The following is a 15221-nucleotide window of genomic DNA, read 5'->3' on the forward strand; positions in this document are numbered from 1 at the left end:
TTTGCGCCATCACTCAATTGACATCTCGACATGGCAGTTGTCGCGTCTTTGCATGCGTCCGACACTTCAGCCGTGGCCCGCCAAAACGGGAAACCCGCGCTTCAGTCAACTGTGATTTCGATGACGCGCGGCAGTCCGGTGGCCCGGGCGCGCTTCAGCGCGTCCGCGAGAGCATCGATATCGGCAAGCCGTTCGGCGCCGATGCCATAGGCCTCGGCCAGCTTGCAGAAATCCGGCGGCGCCGGCGATACGCCGACCGGCTCGACGCCGACATGGAGCATCGAGGTTTCGATCTCGCGGTAGCCTCTGTTGTTCCAGACGACGAAGATGACCGGTACCCGCGCGTCGAGCGCGGCGCCCAGTTCCGGCAGCGTGAACTGGAAGCCGCCGTCACCCGTGAGGCAGACGACCGGCGCATCGGGTATCGCAAGGGCCGCGCCAATTGCGGCCGGCGGGCCGTAGCCAAGCGCGCCGAAGCCGGTGGCGGCATTGAACCAACCGCCTGGCCGATCATGGTCGTAATAGAGGTTGGCCGCATAGATCGGCTGCGTCGAATCGCCGACGATGAGCGCGCCCGGCAAAGCGTCGCGGATCATCTCGACGGCGCGCACCTGCCCCTGCAGTGTCGGATTGAGCTCGGCAAAGGCTGCTTTGCGTGTAGTAGCGGCGCGCGACGATCCGCCCTCGCTTGCCCGGACATGGCGGGTTTCCAGAAGCAGTGCTTCGAGCGCCTCGGCGCAATCGGCCTGGATCGAAACCGTCGCCGGGCGGCGGGCAAGCTGGTCCGCGCCGATATCGATGCGGATCAGGTTGGCGGGCAGGACGAAGCCGCCATCGCTGTAGCCGTCATAGTCGGTCGGGCCGAATTCGGTGCCGGCGGCAATGACCAGGTCGGCGTCGGCCATCAGCGCCCGTACTGTCTTCAGGCTGGGACTGGCCGGCACGCAAAGCGGATGACCATGCAGCAGGCCGCGCGCATTGGTGGTCTGGACGACCGGCGCCCCCAGCCGTTCGGCCAGACGCCGCAGTGGCGCTTCGGCGCGTTTGGCGCCGCCGCCGACCAGGATCAGCGGGCGGCGCGCTGCACTGATGAGTTTGGCCGCGTTGGCAATTGCGACACCTTCCGGCACGGGCGGCGTCACATTGCTCAGCATGGCAGCGATGCCATCCGCCGGCTTGACCATGACGTCGGTCGGGATCTCGATATGCACCGGGCCGGGCCGGGCCGATGAAAACAGGGCGAAGGCCTGCGCCAGCGCGCCGGGCAATTCGCCAGCCTCGGTAACGCGCTGCGAAAACAGCGCCACCTTCTCCATCATGCCGCGCTGATCCGGCAATTCGTGCAGATGGCCCAGCCCCTTGCCCAGCGTCGGCGTGGCGTTGACGCCTGAGATCACCAGCATCGGCACCGAATCGGCGCGTGCCTGCCCCATGGCGGTGATGGTGTTGGTCAGCCCCGGTCCGGTGATGACGAAGGCGACGCCCGGTCTGCCGCTGGCGCGTGCGTAGCCATCGGCCATGAAGCCGGCGCCCTGTTCGTGACGCGGTGTGACGTGGCGGATCTTGGAGCGCGCTAGCCCGCGGTAGAGTTCTACCGTGTGGACGCCGGGAATCCCGAAGACCGTGTCGACGCCATGGGCTTCGAGCAGCGAAATGAGCGCTTCGCCGAGTGTCGTCATTGGTTTTCCTCCCCTTCCGGCGCGAGGCCTAGTTCGGCCTCGACGGCCTTGATGCCGATCGCCGCCAATTCGCCGGGCGAGAACATCTCGCCGGCCAGGCAGCCTTCGATCCAGAGTCCGTCGATGATCGCATTAATCGCGATGGCATGGTGGCGCAATTGGCTTGCGTCCGATTTGCACCGTTCGGCGGCGAGCACCTCGGCCACAACCGCTTCCACCTCATTGCGAAAACCAAGGTAGCCTTCGCGGTGGGCGTGGGCCAGGGTCGGATCCGCTCTGGCGCGGCCGATGAAGGTTGCCCAGAGCGAAAACACCCGCGCGTCGATAATCGGCGCATTGAGGTTGGCGGTGACGAAAGCCGCAAGGCGCTGGCGAGGCGAGGCATTCTCCATGACCAAAGCCGCTTTCGCCTGCTCGGTCATGCGGCCCATCAGCGCTGCATAGGCTTCCTGCAGCAATTCTTCCTTGCCGGGAAAATAGTGCCGGATCAGCCCGGCGGTGACGCCGGCACGCAATGCGATGGTGCGCAAGGTGGCGCCCTGCAGGCCATGTTCCGCCACGCTGTCCAGAGTGGCCTCGATCAGATCCTGCCGCCGCCGCTCCTCGCCCTCGCGACGGAACCTGCGGCGGGATGGCATATTCATTGGCGCAGGATCGGTCGCGTCAGGCATGTCGGCCCGCCCTCGCAGGCGATGCAGAGCGCATCCGCCTCGAAGATTTCGACCGTGCAGCCGGCGGCTTCCATCGCGGCTTTGGTCTTTGGAAAGCCCGCGACGGCAATGATCTTGTGTGGGCTGGTCGGCAGCACGTTCAGGCTAAGGCCGTTGGAAGCCGCGAACTCTTCGGCGTCGCCTTCGACCAGCCGGATGTTACGCGCCTTCAGCATCTGATAGAATGAGGCCGGCAAAAGCGGTGAATGGACCAGTGCGAGGTCGTCGGCCAGCGGGCTGATCACCGACATCAGATGCAGGCACGCTTCTTCGCCTTGCCACAGCGGAAGATCAAAGCCGTAGACGGAAACGCCCAGCGGCGTCAGCAGGTTGGAAACCTGCTGGATGCCTTCCTGGTTGGAGCGGACACCGCGCCCGATCACCAGCGTACGGGCATCGAGCCATACGCAATCACCGCCTTCGACCTGGCCAGGAACCTCGACGCGGCCCAGGATTGGAATGCCCAGCCTTCGATAGGTTTCCTCATGCAGCGAGGGCTCCCTGGCGCGCAACGGCTTGCCCATGGACAGAATCAGCGCGCCGCGATCGGTCATCAGCGACGGGTCGTGCGTGAACACCGAGTCCGAAAGTCCATCCGCCGTGTCCTCGATCCATTCGATTTCGGCACCGGAAGCCGCCACCAGTTCAGCAAGGAGCGCGTGCTGCGATGCCGCTTTCGCCGGATTGAATCCCGGGCCATAGTGCCAGGCAACCCTGTCGGCATTGCGCATGGCGTTGGCCGCCGACCGCATCAGCACGCGGCGCAGCGGCGCCGCCATGGACTGTGATCCGAAAGCGCTCATCGAAGTCCTTTTTCGCTGAAAAAAATCGAGAAAATTTCATGGAAGGCTATTTATACACTTGCACAACAAGCTCGCAAGTGCCGTAATAAGCAGGATTGACGGGCTCTCGCCGTTGGGTCCATGCTGAAGTCTGGAGCGGGGCAGTACAGCGTATATGTTAATTAGCCGGATACACGTTCGACGAACCGCAGCCGACCCGATAGAGGTCACCCGGTGAGCGTGGTGGAAGCTGCCGCAGTCCGATCCGGCAAGGCGCAGGACGGCGCCGCCGAAGCCATCCATGTCGAGAACCTGCACAAGAAGTTCGGTGAGCTGCATGTTCTGAAGGGCGTCTCGCTGTCGGCGCGCGACGGCGAGGTCATCGCCATCATCGGCGGCTCGGGCTCCGGCAAATCGACCCTGCTGCGCTGCATCAACTGCCTGGAAAACCCGACCAGCGGCATCATTCGCGTCAATGGCGAGGAGATCAAGCTCAAGGCCGACAGCCACGGCCACACCATTCCGGCCGACCGCAAGCAGATCGAGCGCATCCGCTCCAAGCTCGGCATGGTGTTCCAAAACTTCAACCTGTGGAGCCACATGACGCTGATCGAAAACGTCATCGAGGTTCCGGTGCATGTGCTTGGCGTCAAGCGCGATGTGGCGATCGGCGAGGCCGAGAAGCTGCTCGCCCGTGTCGGTCTGGCTGAAAAGCGCGACGTCTATCCGGCCTATCTGTCGGGCGGCCAGCAGCAGCGCGCCGCGATCGCCCGGGCGCTGGCCATCAATCCGCGCGTCATGCTGTTCGACGAGCCCACCTCCGCGCTCGATCCCGAACTGGTCGGCGAGGTGCTGAAGGTGATCGGCGACCTGGCGCGCGAAGGCCGCACCATGGTGCTGGTCACCCACGAGATGAAGTTCGCCCGCGAGGTCGCGACCCATGTCGTCTACCTCTACAACGGACTGGTCGAGGAAGAAGGGCCGCCGGAGCAGATCTTCGGCGCACCGAAATCCGAAAGGCTGAAGCAGTTCATCCGCAACATCGGCTAGGCAAGCCGGGACGGAAGAAAACCGGGAACCAACAACAAACTGGGAGTCATGAAATGAAGACCGTTCTGAAGACATTTGCCGCAGCGCTGCTGCTCGGCGTCGCCGCCATGGGCGTGGCCAAGGCCGATCCGGTCAAGATCGGCGTCGCCGCCGAGCCTTATCCGCCCTTCACCTCGCCCGATGCTTCGGGCAAATGGATCGGCTGGGAGATCGACTTCATCGACGCCGTCTGCGCCGAGGAGAAGCTCGATTGCGTCATCACCCCGGTTGCCTGGGACGGCATCATCCCGGCTCTGACGACCAAGAAGATCGACCTCATCGTCTCCTCGATGTCGATCACCGCCGAACGCGCGAAGACGATCGATTTCTCGGACAAGTACTATAACACGCCGACCGCGATCATCGGCCCGAAGGACCAGAAATTCGGCTCCGCTCCGGACGACCTCAAGGGCAAGATCGTCGGCGTGCAAGTGTCGACGGTGCACGCTGTCTACGCCAAGAAGCACTTTGGCAGCGCAGCCTCCGAGATCAAGGAATACCAGACCCAGGACGAGGCCAACAACGATCTGGCCGCCGGCCGTCTCGACGCGGTGCAGGCCGATTCCATCGCGCTTGGCGAATTCCTCAAATCCGACCAGGGCAAAGCCTGCTGCGACCTGAAGGGCATGGTCGCTCCCGATGACGAAGTGCTCGGACCGGGCGTCGGCGCCGGCGTGCGCAAGGAAGACACCGAACTGAAGGGCAAAATCAACGCCGGCATCAAGGCGATCCGCGCCAACGGCAAATATGACGAGATCTCGAAGAAATACTTCGATTTCGACATTTACGGCGGCGGCGGCGCGCAGTCGAACTGACGATCCTCGTATGAGCTGTGGGGTGTGGCGTCGCGCCATGCCCCACCTGCTCGATCTTTCCCAGGCATGTTTGCCGCCGACGCAGCCGTCGGCGCTTAGTCAGCACTTCGGGGGCGACGCTGATCGACGCACTTCTTTCGGCCTCCGCGGCCGGCATCACCGAGCTTCTCTCGCCCTACCCCCCAGGCTGGGGCGGGGCGCTTCTGGTTGGGCTGCTGCATTCGATCGAGATCGCGCTGGGCGCCACGTGCCTCGGCCTTCTGATCGGCACCGGCGGCGCCTATGGCAAGCTTTATGGCGGGCCGGTGGTGCGCGATCTCCTGGCGGTTTACACCACCATCGTGCGCGCCGTGCCCGAACTGGTGCTGATCCTGCTGCTCTATTACGCCGGCACCGACCTGATCAATCAGGCGCTGACGGCCATGGGTTATCAGCGCGTCGACGTGAGCGGCCTTGCCGCCGGCATCGCCGTGCTCGGCTTCGTCCAGGGCGCCTATTCGACAGAGGTGATACGCGGCGCGATCCTGGCCATTCCGCAGGGCCAGATCGAAGCCGCCCGCGCCTATGGAATGTCTCCGGGCCTGATGTTGCGGCGCATCACCTTGCCGTCAATGCTGCCCTTCGCTATTCCGGGCCTCGCCAATCTCTGGCTGATCGCCACCAAGGACACCGCGCTATTGGCTGTTGTCGGCTTCTACGAGCTGGCGCTGGCAACGCGGCAGGCAGCGGGCGTCACCAAGGCCTATTTCACCTTCTTTTTCGCGGCGGGCGTGCTCTATCTGCTTTTGTCGCTGTTCTCCAACCTTGTCATCGGCCGGGTCGAGACCTGGTCGCGGCGCGGCATGCCTTCGCTCAAGGAGGCGCGCTGATGGCCAACGAGGCGACCATCATCGACGTCGTCGCGCGAACGTCGCTGTGGCTGCAGCCGCACCGCATCGTGCTGATCCTGATCGCACTGGGCCTTGTTTTGTCGGCCGCCTTTTTCATGCGCTGGGACTGGCTGCCGCAATATTATGAAATGGGCTTGATCGGCCTCTGGCGCTCGCTGTGGATCCTGGCGGTCACCTGCGTTCTGGGCTTCCTGCTGGCCGTCCCGCTTGGCCTGGCGCAGGCCGCCGGCTCGTTCTGGTTCGCCGCACCCGCCAAGGTGTTCTGCACGGTGATCCGGGGCACGCCGCTGCTGATCCAGCTCTGGCTGCTCTATTACGGCCTGGGTTCGCTGTTCCCGCAATATCCGTGGATCCGCGAATCCTGGATGTGGCCATATCTGCGGCAAGCCTGGCCCTATGGCGTGCTGGCGCTGACCCTGTCGTTCGCCGGTTATGAGGGCGAGGTGATGCGCGGCGCCTTCGCCGGCGTGCCCAAGGGGCAACTCGAAGCCGCCCGCGCCTTCGGCATGAGCCGCTGGAAGGCGTTCCGGCGGATCTGGCTGCCGCAAGCCATCTACCGGGCGCTGCCGACGCTGACCGGCGAGACCGTGCTGCAATTGAAGTCGACGCCGCTGGTGGCGACGATCAGCGTCATCGACATCTTCGCCGTTTCGTCCAAAGTACGGCAGGACACCTACCTCACCTACGAGCCCTTGCTGCTGCTGGCGCTGATCTACATGACGATAACCGGCATTCTGGTCTTCGCCTTCAGCAGGATAGAGGCCAGGATCCCGAACAAGATTGGTTAGAGGGGAGTAGGGGAGTAGGGGAGTAGGGGAGTAGGGGAGTATCGGGCCACTATCCACATTCACATTTCCATCCCCATTCGCTATTCACTGCCCACTGTCCCGTACTCCCCTATTCCCCTACTCCCCTAGGACGGCCATGATGCAACTCAGTCTCGACCAGGCAAAAGGACTGTGCCGGATGGCGGCACTTGGCGCCGGCGCCAATGAGGAAGCGGCGCAATCGCTCACTGCTTCGATCATATCAGCCGAGGCCGAAGGGCTTTCCTCGGTCGGTCTGTCGCATTTCATCGACTATCTCGAGGCGCTGGAAGCCGGACGCATCGACGGCAATGCCGACCCGGTGATCACCCGGCCGGCGCTGGCAGTCTATCTCTCCGATGCACGCGGCGGGCTGGCGCATACCGGCTTCGACCGCACCATCGACGACCTCGCCAAGGCGGCAAAGCTGTTCGGTGTCGCCATCTTCTCGCAGAAGAACGCCTATACATGCGGCGCGCTCGGCTATTTCACCGGAAGGCTGGCAGCACAAGGACTGGTGTCGTTCGCAGCCACCAACGGCCCGGCCGTGCTTGCCGGCTCGGGCTCGGTCAAGCCGGTCTACTGCACCAACCCGATGTCGTTTGCCGCGCCTGCCGCCGACGGGGCGCCGCTGGTCATCGACCAGTCGTCGAGCGCCACCGCTTTCGTCAACATCCGCAAAGCGGCCGAGGACGGCAAGACAATCCCGGAAGGCTGGGCGCTGGACGCCAGCGGCAACCCGACCACCGATCCCGCCGCCGCCATGAAGGGCGCAATGCTCGCCTTCGGCGGTCAGCGCGGCGCCAACATCGCGCTGATGGTCGAGGTGCTGGCGGCGGGCCTGTCGGGCGCCAACTGGTCGCTCGACGCGCCATGGTTCAGCGGCGGGCCGGACAGCCCCGGCACGGGACTGTTCGTGCTTGCTATCGAACCCAAGCTGCTCGATCCAGATTTCGAGCAACGAATGAAGGACCAGCTTGACCGGCTGCGGCGGCGCTTCGGCGTGCATGTGCCCGGTCGTGCCCGCGCAGAGGCCGCCGAGAAGGCGCAGGCGCGCGGCATTACCGCATCGAAGGCCGTGGTGCAGCGCATTTCCGAATTCGCTGCACGCTATTCTTCCTGAATATCTATTAAATATCAATTAGTTATCTGGAATTCGCCCGCCGCAGGCGCGGCGCGATTTTCTTTGCACGCCGCTGAACCTTTTCGCGCCTTGCTGCGACCCAGCTTTGTCCAGGGCAAGGCGAGCTTGCCCGATCCACACCGAGGGAAGCAGCAAACCGAAATCGAAAGCCTGCATCACGCGAAGGCCGGTCCTTCGCGCCTCGGAAAACTCAACCCAAATCAAAGGAAATTGCCATGACCAACACCAAGATCACCATGCTGACCGCCGTCCTTCTGCTCGGCTCGTTCATGGGCGCCACACAGGCAGCCACCCTGAAGGCCGCACCGGTCAAGCCGTCCAGCCCGGGTGTCATCGCTGCCCCGAGCGGCGGGGCCACCGAAGACCACTACTGCAAGAACGGCCATGCAAAATTCGCCAATTGCAGCGCTGATTTCGTCGCCGCCTGCAAGAAGGTTGGTGGCACCATGTCGGATGTTCAGGGCTGGGGTGGGCGTACTTGCTTCACGCCCTCCTGATACCGTCTCAGGTCAGGCCGCGCCGTCGGCCCCTGGCTTCGCATGGATGTCACCCGGAAAACCCCGCTTCAGCGGGGTTTTCTGCGTTTTGATCGCACGATGGTAAAACATTCTCGTTTTGGTCAACTTTTGTTTATTTGACTTCGACCAACCTGATCGGCCGTTTGCGCTGATTGAGCAAAACAGAGGAGCTACAATGTCGGCAAGCACGGACAATCCCCGCAACGCCCTTGTCATCCCGGTCCTTGGCAGGTTTTACGCGGCCCTGCACGATGGTGCCGAAACCGTTCTTCGCGTCGTCGCCGGCGGGTTTCTCGCGATCCACGGTTCGCAGAAGATCACCAATCCTTTCGGCGCTGCCGAGATGGTCGAGGGTCTCGGCTTCTATCCGGGCGCGTTGTGGTCGTTGCTTCTGGCCTGCACTGAATTCTTCGGCGGCATCTTCATCGCCATTGGGTTTTTGACGCGGCCGGCCGCCTTTGCCGGCCTGTTCGTGCTGCTGGTCACGGTCTGGTTCCACTGGGTCACCATGGGCCAAGGCTATTCGGGTGCGGAAAAGTCGCTGCTGTGGGCAGCGATCCTGCTCTTCTTCGTCATTCGCGGCGGCAACCGCCATTCGGTCGACAACCGTATCGGCAAAGCGTTCTGACAGGCTGATAGCGACGACGCGTCGCCCTTTGCCTTTGGCACGAAACGGATTATGAAACGGCTTCAGCCAAGCCTGCGAGCGCCGGAGCCAGCCATGACCGAAATCCTGCAGACCCCAAAGCTCGTCGTCGTCTTTGGCGGGTCAGGCTTTGTCGGCCGCCATGTCGTGCGCGCGTTGGCCAAGCGCGGCTATCGCATCCGGGTCGCCTGCCGGCGGCCCGATCTCGCCGGCCATTTGCAGCCGCTCGGCAATGTCGGCCAGATCCAGCCGGTCCAGGCCAATGTGCGCGTGCGCTGGTCGGTAGACCGCGCCGTGCAAGGCGCCGACCATGTCGTCAATCTGGTCGCCATCCTGCATGAGAGCGGCCGCCAGAAGTTCTCCGCCGTGCACGAGTTCGGCGCCCGCGCAGTGGCCGAGGCCGCGCGCTCGGTCGGCGCCGGCCTGACCCACATTTCTGCGCTTGGCGCCGATCTGGACTCCGAATCAGACTACGCGCGCACCAAGGCGCTTGGCGAAAAGGCTGTTCTGGAGACGATCAAGGACGCCGTGATCTTCCGGCCGTCGATCAATTTCGGACCCGAGGACGGCTTCTTCAACCGCTTCGCCAACATGGCGCGCTATTCGCCGGTGCTGCCGCTGATCGGCGGCGGCCAGACCAAGTTTCAGCCGGTCTATGTCGGCGACGTAGCCGAAGCGGTGGCGCGCTCGGTCGACGGCAAGGTGGATGGCGGCCAGATCTATGAACTCGGCGGACCGAAGGTGCTCACCTTCAAGCAGTGTATGGAAGAGCTGCTCGACGTGATCGAGCGCAAGCGGCTGCTGGTGCCGGTTCCGTGGTGGGTGGCCAACATCCAGGCCTCGATCCTCGGTCTCCTGCCCAACCCGCTGCTGACCAAGGACCAGGTGATGCAGCTGCGCGAGCACAACATCGTTTCGGACGCCGCCAACCAGACCAACAGGACGCTTGCGGGGCTAGGCATCCAGTCGCAGTCGATCGCGACGATCCTGCCCAGCTATCTCTGGCGCTACCGCGCCGCCGGCCAGTTCCAGCAACGCAAGCCCGCGGCCTAATTCGGCGCAACTGCCTGAAGGTGTCACGCCTAACGCGGCGTGACCTGCATCGGTAGACCGCCTTGCGGCTGCGTGGTCAGTTTCTGTACCGGCCAGGGTTTCGTTTCGGCGGTGGTGTCGAAGCGGAAGCGCGACAGCATGATCGCCAGCGCGATGATCGCCTCCTGCATGGCGAAGCTGGCGCCGATGCAGACGCGTGGGCCGGCGCCAAACGGCAGATACTGGAAGCGGTCGATCTTTTCGCGATTTCCCGGGTGGAAGCGCTCCGGCAGGAAGGCATCCGGCCGGTCCCACAGTTTCCTGTGGCGATGCACGACCCAAGGCATCACCAGCACCGCGGCGTGCTTGGGGATATGAAGATCCTTCCACATTTCCGGTTCGATCGGCTCGCGGTTGATCGACGGCGCCGGCGGATAGAGCCTGAGCGCTTCGTCGAAAGCCGCGCGCGTGAACGGCATGGCATCGAGCCATTTCGTCGGATCGGGCTCGCGCGCCAGCACCTGGTCGATCTCCTGCTCGACCCGGTTGCGCTCCCACGGTGATTCAGCCAGGCAATAGAGCGTCCAGCCGAGCGCACGCGCCGTCGTCTCATGGCCGGCGCCGATGAAGGTGATGATATTGTCCTCGACCTCGGCCCGCGTCAGTCCGTCGGGTCCCTCGGCCTTGAGCAGCAGTGTCAGGAAATCCTGCGGCACGGCATCGGGATCGCGCTTGAATTTCGCTTCGCGCATCTTGACCGTGTCGGTGACGATCTTGCGGAAATAGGCCATGGTCTTGCGGCCACGGATGCGGGTCAGCCTCGGCAGCCAGTCGGGCGCACGCAACAGGTCGAGCGGATCGACGCGACCCATGGTCTCGAACAGGCGGTCGATCTCATTGGCGAAACTGCCGGGCTCGCCTGATATCTCGCCGGAAAACAGCGTCTCGGCCAGGATGTCATAAGTGAGCAGCGTCATGTCATGGGCGATGTCAGACGTGCCGCCGTCTTCGTAACGGGTGACGAAGTCCTGCGTGCGCCTCAGCATCGGCTGGGCGAAGCCGAAGATGTGGCGCGGCGTGAACACCGGCGCCATCGCCTTGCGCGACCGCTTCCAGACCTCGCCCTCGGCGGTGAGCAGGCCGTCGCGCAGGATCGGCCGCAGGATCTTCTGGCGCACCGTCGCCATCTTGTAGTTCCTGGCGTTGTCGACCAGCACATGCCGGATCAGGGCGGGATCATTGGCGACGATCAGATGTCCGCCAACGCCGTTCGCCGAGATCCACGGCTCGTTGTAGGTATGCTCACCCCACAATTCGAGCGGGTTGCGGTAGACGATGCGGATCATCTCCAACGTCGAGGGCGGCGTCGTGCGCGGCTTCGGCGCCGGGGGAATGAAGGGGGCGGGCTGGATGTCCATGCTGTGCTCCGCTGATGACCCAATGTAGTGGGCCGCAAAGCAGGCGTCCATGTGACCGAACGGCAAGGCCCTACTCTCCGGAATGTGACCGGTTACCGCGAGGTGCCTTCTTGTTGCCCCGAGCGGCATGCCCTAGGTGGCAGTCACCAATGGATACCGCCACCGCAGGAGCCCAGCTTGAAGCACCAGTTGAACATCATCATCGGCAGCACGCGGCCAGGCCGCGCCGGACCGATTTTTGCCGAGTGGCTGGAGAGGTTCGCGCGCGAGCACGGGAAATTCGAGCCTGTACTGACCGACATCGATGCGTTCAAGCTTCCGGTGCTGGACGAACCGCACCATCCAAGGCTTGGCAACTACCAGAACGATCATACCAAAGCCTGGTCCAAGGCGATCGATGCCGCCGATGCCTTCGTCTTCGTGGAGCCGGAATACAATTATTTCGTGGCGCCGGCGATCGTCAACGCGATCGACTATCTCTCGCGCGAATGGAAGTACAAGGCAGCCGCCATTTTCAGCTATGGCGGCGTCTCCGGCGGCCTGCGCGCGGCGCAAGCGCTGAAGCCGCTGCTGACCTCGGTAGGCGTCATGCCGATCCCGGAAGGCGTCGCGCTGCCGATGTACCAGAAACTGCTCGACGAAAATGGCGCTTTCAACGCCAGCGAACAGGTGCAGGGCGGAGCCAAAACCATGCTCGACGAGCTGCTGCGCTGGAGCGAGGCTTTGAAGCCGATGCGGGCAGGCTGAAAACGCTGGTCTTCCGCAAAAAACCCCGGTTTGCTGCCATAGAGAGGTGGTCGTGCACAGGAACGAGCTGGGGGGCAGTTCGATTTGCGCTTGCTGTTTGCCTTGCTGCCTATGCTCACCACCGCCACCGCAGTGCTGGCGCCTGGCCCTGGTCATCGCCAACGACGACCACCGCCTGATCCGGCCGCCCGCCCGACATGACGCCGGGGCGCGACCGCAGCAGGCGGCTGGCGCCGAGATACAAGTTCATGATCAAGGTTTCTCAAGGACCGCTGGCCGAAGTGAAATGGGGGCCGGCGGAGGCCCGCCATTGGCAGCCGGCCATTCCCAGTGAAATGCCTGCAAACCTTGGAAAAACCGCCTTTTGCGCCTATATCTAGTCGATATCAGAGGCGCGATTCGGCGCGGATTTTTCGCGCTGTGCAGGCGGCATCCAGACAACAGGTTTTCATGAGCGATCAGATCGACAACAACAACGGCGCTGAAGCCGAATACGGCGCCGATTCCATCAAGGTTTTGAAGGGGTTGGACGCTGTCCGCAAACGCCCCGGAATGTATATCGGTGATACAGACGACGGCTCGGGCCTGCATCACATGGTCTATGAAGTGGTCGACAACGCCATCGACGAGGCGCTGGCCGGTCACGCCGACCTCGTCACCGTGACGCTCAACCCCGATGGTTCGGTCACTGTGATCGACAATGGCCGCGGAATTCCGACCGATATCCACACCGGAGAAGGCATTTCGGCGGCCGAAGTGATCATGACGCAGCTGCATGCCGGCGGCAAGTTCGACCAGAATTCCTACAAGGTCTCGGGCGGCCTGCATGGCGTCGGCGTCTCGGTGGTCAACGCGCTGTCGGCGTGGCTAAAGCTGAAGATCCGCCGCAACGGCCAGATCTTCGAGATGAGTTTCACGCATGGCAATGCCGACGCACCTCTGAAGGCGACCGGCACCTATGAGCAGGACAAGCAGCCGGGCACCTATGAGGGCCGCAGCGGCAGCCAGATCACCTTCTTCCCCTCGGCCGAGACCTTCACCATGGTCGAGTTCGACTTCGGCACGCTGGAACACCGGCTGCGCGAGCTTGCCTTCCTCAATTCCGGCGTGCGCATCATTTTGACCGATGCCCGTCACGCCGATGTCGTGCGCCATGAACTGCACTACGATGGAGGCCTCGAAGAATTCGTCAAATATCTCGATCGCGTCAAGAAACCGCTGATCGACAAGCCGATCGCCATCCGGGCGGAGCGCGACGGGATCACCGTCGAAGTGGCGATGTGGTGGAACGACAGCTACCACGAGAACGTGCTGGCCTTCACCAACAACATCCCGCAGCGCGATGGCGGCACGCATCTGGCCGGCTTCCGCGGCGCGCTGACGCGTCAGATCACCGGCTATGGCGAATCCTCTGGGCTGACCAAGAAGGAAAAAGTCTCGCTGATCGGCGACGATTGCCGCGAAGGTCTGACGGCGGTGCTGTCGGTCAAGGTTCCCGACCCGAAATTCTCCTCGCAGACCAAGGACAAGCTGGTCTCGTCGGAAGTCCGTCCTGTCGTCGAAGGCCTGGTCAACGAAGCGCTCGGCACCTGGCTGGAAGAGCATCCAAGCGAAGGCAAGGTGGTCGTCGACAAGGTGATCCAGGCGGCTGCGGCGCGCGAAGCGGCGCGCAAGGCGCGCGATATCACCCGCAAGAGTTCGCTCGGCGTCACTTCCCTGCCCGGCAAACTGGCCGACTGCCAGGAACGCGACCCGGCGAAATCCGAAATCTTCATCGTCGAGGGTGATTCCGCCGGCGGCTCCGCCAAGGGTGGGCGTTCGCGCCAGAACCAGGCGATCCTGCCGTTGCGCGGCAAGATCCTCAATGTCGAGCGGGCGCGCTTCGACCGCATGCTCGGCTCCGACATGATCGGCACGTTGATCACGGCGCTCGGCACCTCGATCGGCAAGGACGAGTTCAACGCCGACAAGCTGCGCTACCACAAGATCATCCTGATGACCGACGCCGACGTCGACGGCGCCCATATCAGAACCTTGCTGCTCACCTTCTTCTTCCGGCAGATGCCGGAGCTGATCGAGCGCGGCCATCTCTACATCGCCCAGCCGCCGCTCTACAAGGTGACGCGCGGCAAGAGCTCGCAATACATCAAGGACGAGAGCGCGTTCGAGGAGTTCCTGATCGGTTCGGGACTGGAGGAAGCATCGCTTACGCTCGGCTCGGGCGAGGTTCGCATCGGGCAGGACCTGCGTGGCGCCATCGATGACGCGCTGGCGGTGCGCCAGCTGATCAACGGCCTGCACACGCGCTACAACAGAGGCGTCGTCGAGCAGGCGGCGATCGCCGGTGGGCTCAACCCGGACGTGTTCGCCGATCTCGGCCGCGCCAACGACATGGCGGAGCGGATTGCAAAACGCCTCGACATCATTGCCGAGGACACCGAGCGCGGCTGGACCGGCCGCATGTCGACCTCGAATGAAGGCGTGGGCGGCTATGTGTTCGAGCGCACGGTGCGCAGCGTCAAGGAATATGCGCATCTCGACCTGGCGCTGATCAATTCGGCCGACGCACGCCAGCTCGACCGCTACGCACAGCGCCTCAGCGAGGTCTACGGGTCGCCGCCGGTGCTGCGCCGCAAGGATGTCTCCGAAACCATCTCGGGGCCGCTGGCGATGCTCAATGCGGTCTTTGCGACAGGCCGCAAGGGCCTGACGATGCAGCGCTACAAGGGTCTCGGCGAGATGAACGCCGAACAGCTGTGGGAAACCACGCTCGATCCGAACGTGCGCTCGCTGCTGCAGGTCAAGGTCAATGACGCGACCGATGCGGATTCGCTGTTTTCGCGGCTGATGGGCGACGAGGTCGAGCCCAGGCGCGAGTTCATCCAGGACAACGCGCTGTCGGTCGCCAATCTGGATATCTGAGCTGACGTTAATCTGAATTGGCG

At 63.5% G+C, this 15221-nt stretch carries 16 protein-coding genes; 11 read left to right on the forward strand and 5 right to left on the reverse strand.

Annotated features, from left to right (window positions below):
- Positions 1 to 101: 101 nt before the first annotated feature.
- From MESCI_RS01575 to MESCI_RS01585, 3 genes are read right to left on the reverse strand one after another with little or no spacing between them, the layout of a single operon-like run.
- Entirely contained in the window at positions 102 to 1679 is a 1578-nt protein-coding gene (locus tag MESCI_RS01575; RefSeq protein ID WP_013528185.1) for a 5-guanidino-2-oxopentanoate decarboxylase, read from the reverse strand.
- Positions 1676 to 2323: a TetR family transcriptional regulator C-terminal domain-containing protein gene (locus tag MESCI_RS01580; protein WP_164919835.1), complete on the reverse strand. Its 648-nt coding sequence runs from the start codon at positions 2321 to 2323 to the stop codon at positions 1676 to 1678. Before MESCI_RS01580 ends, MESCI_RS01575 begins: the two co-directional genes overlap by 4 nt.
- The gene (locus MESCI_RS01585) at positions 2320 to 3192 is read right to left on the reverse strand and encodes a dimethylarginine dimethylaminohydrolase family protein (protein ID WP_013528187.1); all 873 of its coding nucleotides are present in this window, start codon (positions 3190 to 3192) and stop codon (positions 2320 to 2322) included. The genes MESCI_RS01580 and MESCI_RS01585 overlap by 4 nt, the downstream gene beginning before the upstream one ends.
- A 213-nt stretch (positions 3193 to 3405) precedes the next feature.
- Between MESCI_RS01585 and MESCI_RS01590 the strand changes: the two genes are divergently transcribed.
- From MESCI_RS01590 to MESCI_RS01625, 8 genes are all read left to right on the forward strand, one after another.
- Positions 3406 to 4221: an ABC transporter ATP-binding protein gene (locus MESCI_RS01590; RefSeq protein WP_013528188.1), complete on the forward strand. Its 816-nt coding sequence runs from the start codon at positions 3406 to 3408 to the stop codon at positions 4219 to 4221.
- Positions 4222 to 4274: 53 nt separating this feature from the next.
- Positions 4275 to 5075, forward strand: coding sequence for a transporter substrate-binding domain-containing protein (locus MESCI_RS01595; RefSeq protein WP_013528189.1), 801 nt, complete (start codon positions 4275 to 4277; stop codon positions 5073 to 5075).
- Positions 5076 to 5230: 155 nt separating this feature from the next.
- The gene (locus MESCI_RS01600) at positions 5231 to 5944 is read left to right on the forward strand and encodes an ABC transporter permease (RefSeq protein WP_196815384.1); all 714 of its coding nucleotides are present in this window, start codon (positions 5231 to 5233) and stop codon (positions 5942 to 5944) included.
- Positions 5944 to 6753 carry an ABC transporter permease gene (locus MESCI_RS01605; RefSeq protein WP_013528191.1) on the forward strand — a complete coding sequence of 270 codons (810 nt, stop codon included), beginning with the start codon at positions 5944 to 5946 and terminating at the stop codon, positions 6751 to 6753. The genes MESCI_RS01600 and MESCI_RS01605 overlap by 1 nt, the downstream gene beginning before the upstream one ends.
- 139 nt (positions 6754 to 6892) lie before the next feature.
- Entirely contained in the window at positions 6893 to 7894 is a 1002-nt protein-coding gene (locus MESCI_RS01610) for an Ldh family oxidoreductase (RefSeq protein ID WP_024501902.1), read from the forward strand.
- A 236-nt stretch (positions 7895 to 8130) separates the two neighbouring features.
- Positions 8131 to 8412, forward strand: a complete 282-nt coding sequence (locus MESCI_RS01615) for a hypothetical protein (RefSeq protein WP_013528193.1) — start codon at positions 8131 to 8133, stop codon at positions 8410 to 8412.
- Positions 8413 to 8608: 196 nt separating this feature from the next.
- Entirely contained in the window at positions 8609 to 9061 is a 453-nt protein-coding gene (locus tag MESCI_RS01620) for a DoxX family protein (RefSeq protein ID WP_013528194.1), read from the forward strand.
- Positions 9062 to 9154: 93 nt separating this feature from the next.
- On the forward strand, positions 9155 to 10132 hold the full coding sequence (locus MESCI_RS01625) for a complex I NDUFA9 subunit family protein (protein ID WP_013528195.1): 978 nt from the start codon (positions 9155 to 9157) through the stop codon (positions 10130 to 10132).
- A gap of 29 nt (positions 10133 to 10161) precedes the next feature.
- On the opposite strand, the gene MESCI_RS01630 is transcribed toward MESCI_RS01625, so the two are convergent.
- Entirely contained in the window at positions 10162 to 11529 is a 1368-nt protein-coding gene (locus MESCI_RS01630) for a cytochrome P450 (protein WP_013528196.1), read from the reverse strand.
- A gap of 177 nt (positions 11530 to 11706) precedes the next feature.
- Between MESCI_RS01630 and MESCI_RS01635 the strand changes: the two genes are divergently transcribed.
- Entirely contained in the window at positions 11707 to 12276 is a 570-nt protein-coding gene (locus tag MESCI_RS01635) for an NADPH-dependent FMN reductase (protein ID WP_013528197.1), read from the forward strand.
- A gap of 115 nt (positions 12277 to 12391) precedes the next feature.
- On the opposite strand, the gene MESCI_RS33005 is transcribed toward MESCI_RS01635, so the two are convergent.
- Entirely contained in the window at positions 12392 to 12526 is a 135-nt protein-coding gene (locus MESCI_RS33005; RefSeq protein WP_276325692.1) for a hypothetical protein, read from the reverse strand.
- Between MESCI_RS33005 and MESCI_RS33010 the strand changes: the two genes are divergently transcribed.
- Together MESCI_RS33010 and gyrB are read left to right on the forward strand one after the other, a co-directional pair.
- On the forward strand, positions 12525 to 12656 hold the full coding sequence (locus tag MESCI_RS33010; RefSeq protein WP_255337201.1) for a hypothetical protein: 132 nt from the start codon (positions 12525 to 12527) through the stop codon (positions 12654 to 12656). The genes MESCI_RS33005 and MESCI_RS33010 overlap by 2 nt on opposite strands.
- A gap of 70 nt (positions 12657 to 12726) precedes the next feature.
- Complete coding sequence (gene gyrB, locus MESCI_RS01640; protein ID WP_013528198.1) at positions 12727 to 15198, forward strand: DNA topoisomerase (ATP-hydrolyzing) subunit B; 2472 nt, start codon at positions 12727 to 12729, stop codon at positions 15196 to 15198.
- Positions 15199 to 15221: the final 23 nt, after the last annotated feature.

It is taken from the genome of Mesorhizobium ciceri biovar biserrulae WSM1271 (assembly GCF_000185905.1).
GTDB classification, from domain to species: Bacteria; Pseudomonadota; Alphaproteobacteria; order Rhizobiales; family Rhizobiaceae; genus Mesorhizobium; species Mesorhizobium ciceri.

What these genes read in the sequence shown, in the direction of transcription:
- MESCI_RS01625 (WP_013528195.1), top strand. Translation starts at nt 9,155, where the DNA reads ATGACCGAAATCCTGCAGACCCCAAAGCTCGTCGTCGTCTTTGGCGGG.
- gyrB (WP_013528198.1), top strand. Translation starts at nt 12,727, where the DNA reads ATGAGCGATCAGATCGACAACAACAACGGCGCTGAAGCCGAATACGGC.
- MESCI_RS01615 (WP_013528193.1), top strand. Translation starts at nt 8,131, where the DNA reads ATGACCAACACCAAGATCACCATGCTGACCGCCGTCCTTCTGCTCGGC.
- MESCI_RS01620 (WP_013528194.1), top strand. Translation starts at nt 8,609, where the DNA reads ATGTCGGCAAGCACGGACAATCCCCGCAACGCCCTTGTCATCCCGGTC.
- MESCI_RS01585 (WP_013528187.1), bottom strand. Translation starts at nt 3,192, where the DNA reads ATGAGCGCTTTCGGATCACAGTCCATGGCGGCGCCGCTGCGCCGCGTG.
- MESCI_RS01575 (WP_013528185.1), bottom strand. Translation starts at nt 1,679, where the DNA reads ATGACGACACTCGGCGAAGCGCTCATTTCGCTGCTCGAAGCCCATGGC.
- MESCI_RS01610 (WP_024501902.1), top strand. Translation starts at nt 6,893, where the DNA reads ATGCAACTCAGTCTCGACCAGGCAAAAGGACTGTGCCGGATGGCGGCA.
- MESCI_RS01605 (WP_013528191.1), top strand. Translation starts at nt 5,944, where the DNA reads ATGGCCAACGAGGCGACCATCATCGACGTCGTCGCGCGAACGTCGCTG.
- MESCI_RS01580 (WP_164919835.1), bottom strand. Translation starts at nt 2,323, where the DNA reads ATGAATATGCCATCCCGCCGCAGGTTCCGTCGCGAGGGCGAGGAGCGG.
- MESCI_RS33010 (WP_255337201.1), top strand. Translation starts at nt 12,525, where the DNA reads ATGATCAAGGTTTCTCAAGGACCGCTGGCCGAAGTGAAATGGGGGCCG.
- MESCI_RS01595 (WP_013528189.1), top strand. Translation starts at nt 4,275, where the DNA reads ATGAAGACCGTTCTGAAGACATTTGCCGCAGCGCTGCTGCTCGGCGTC.
- MESCI_RS33005 (WP_276325692.1), bottom strand. Translation starts at nt 12,526, where the DNA reads ATGAACTTGTATCTCGGCGCCAGCCGCCTGCTGCGGTCGCGCCCCGGC.
- MESCI_RS01630 (WP_013528196.1), bottom strand. Translation starts at nt 11,529, where the DNA reads ATGGACATCCAGCCCGCCCCCTTCATTCCCCCGGCGCCGAAGCCGCGC.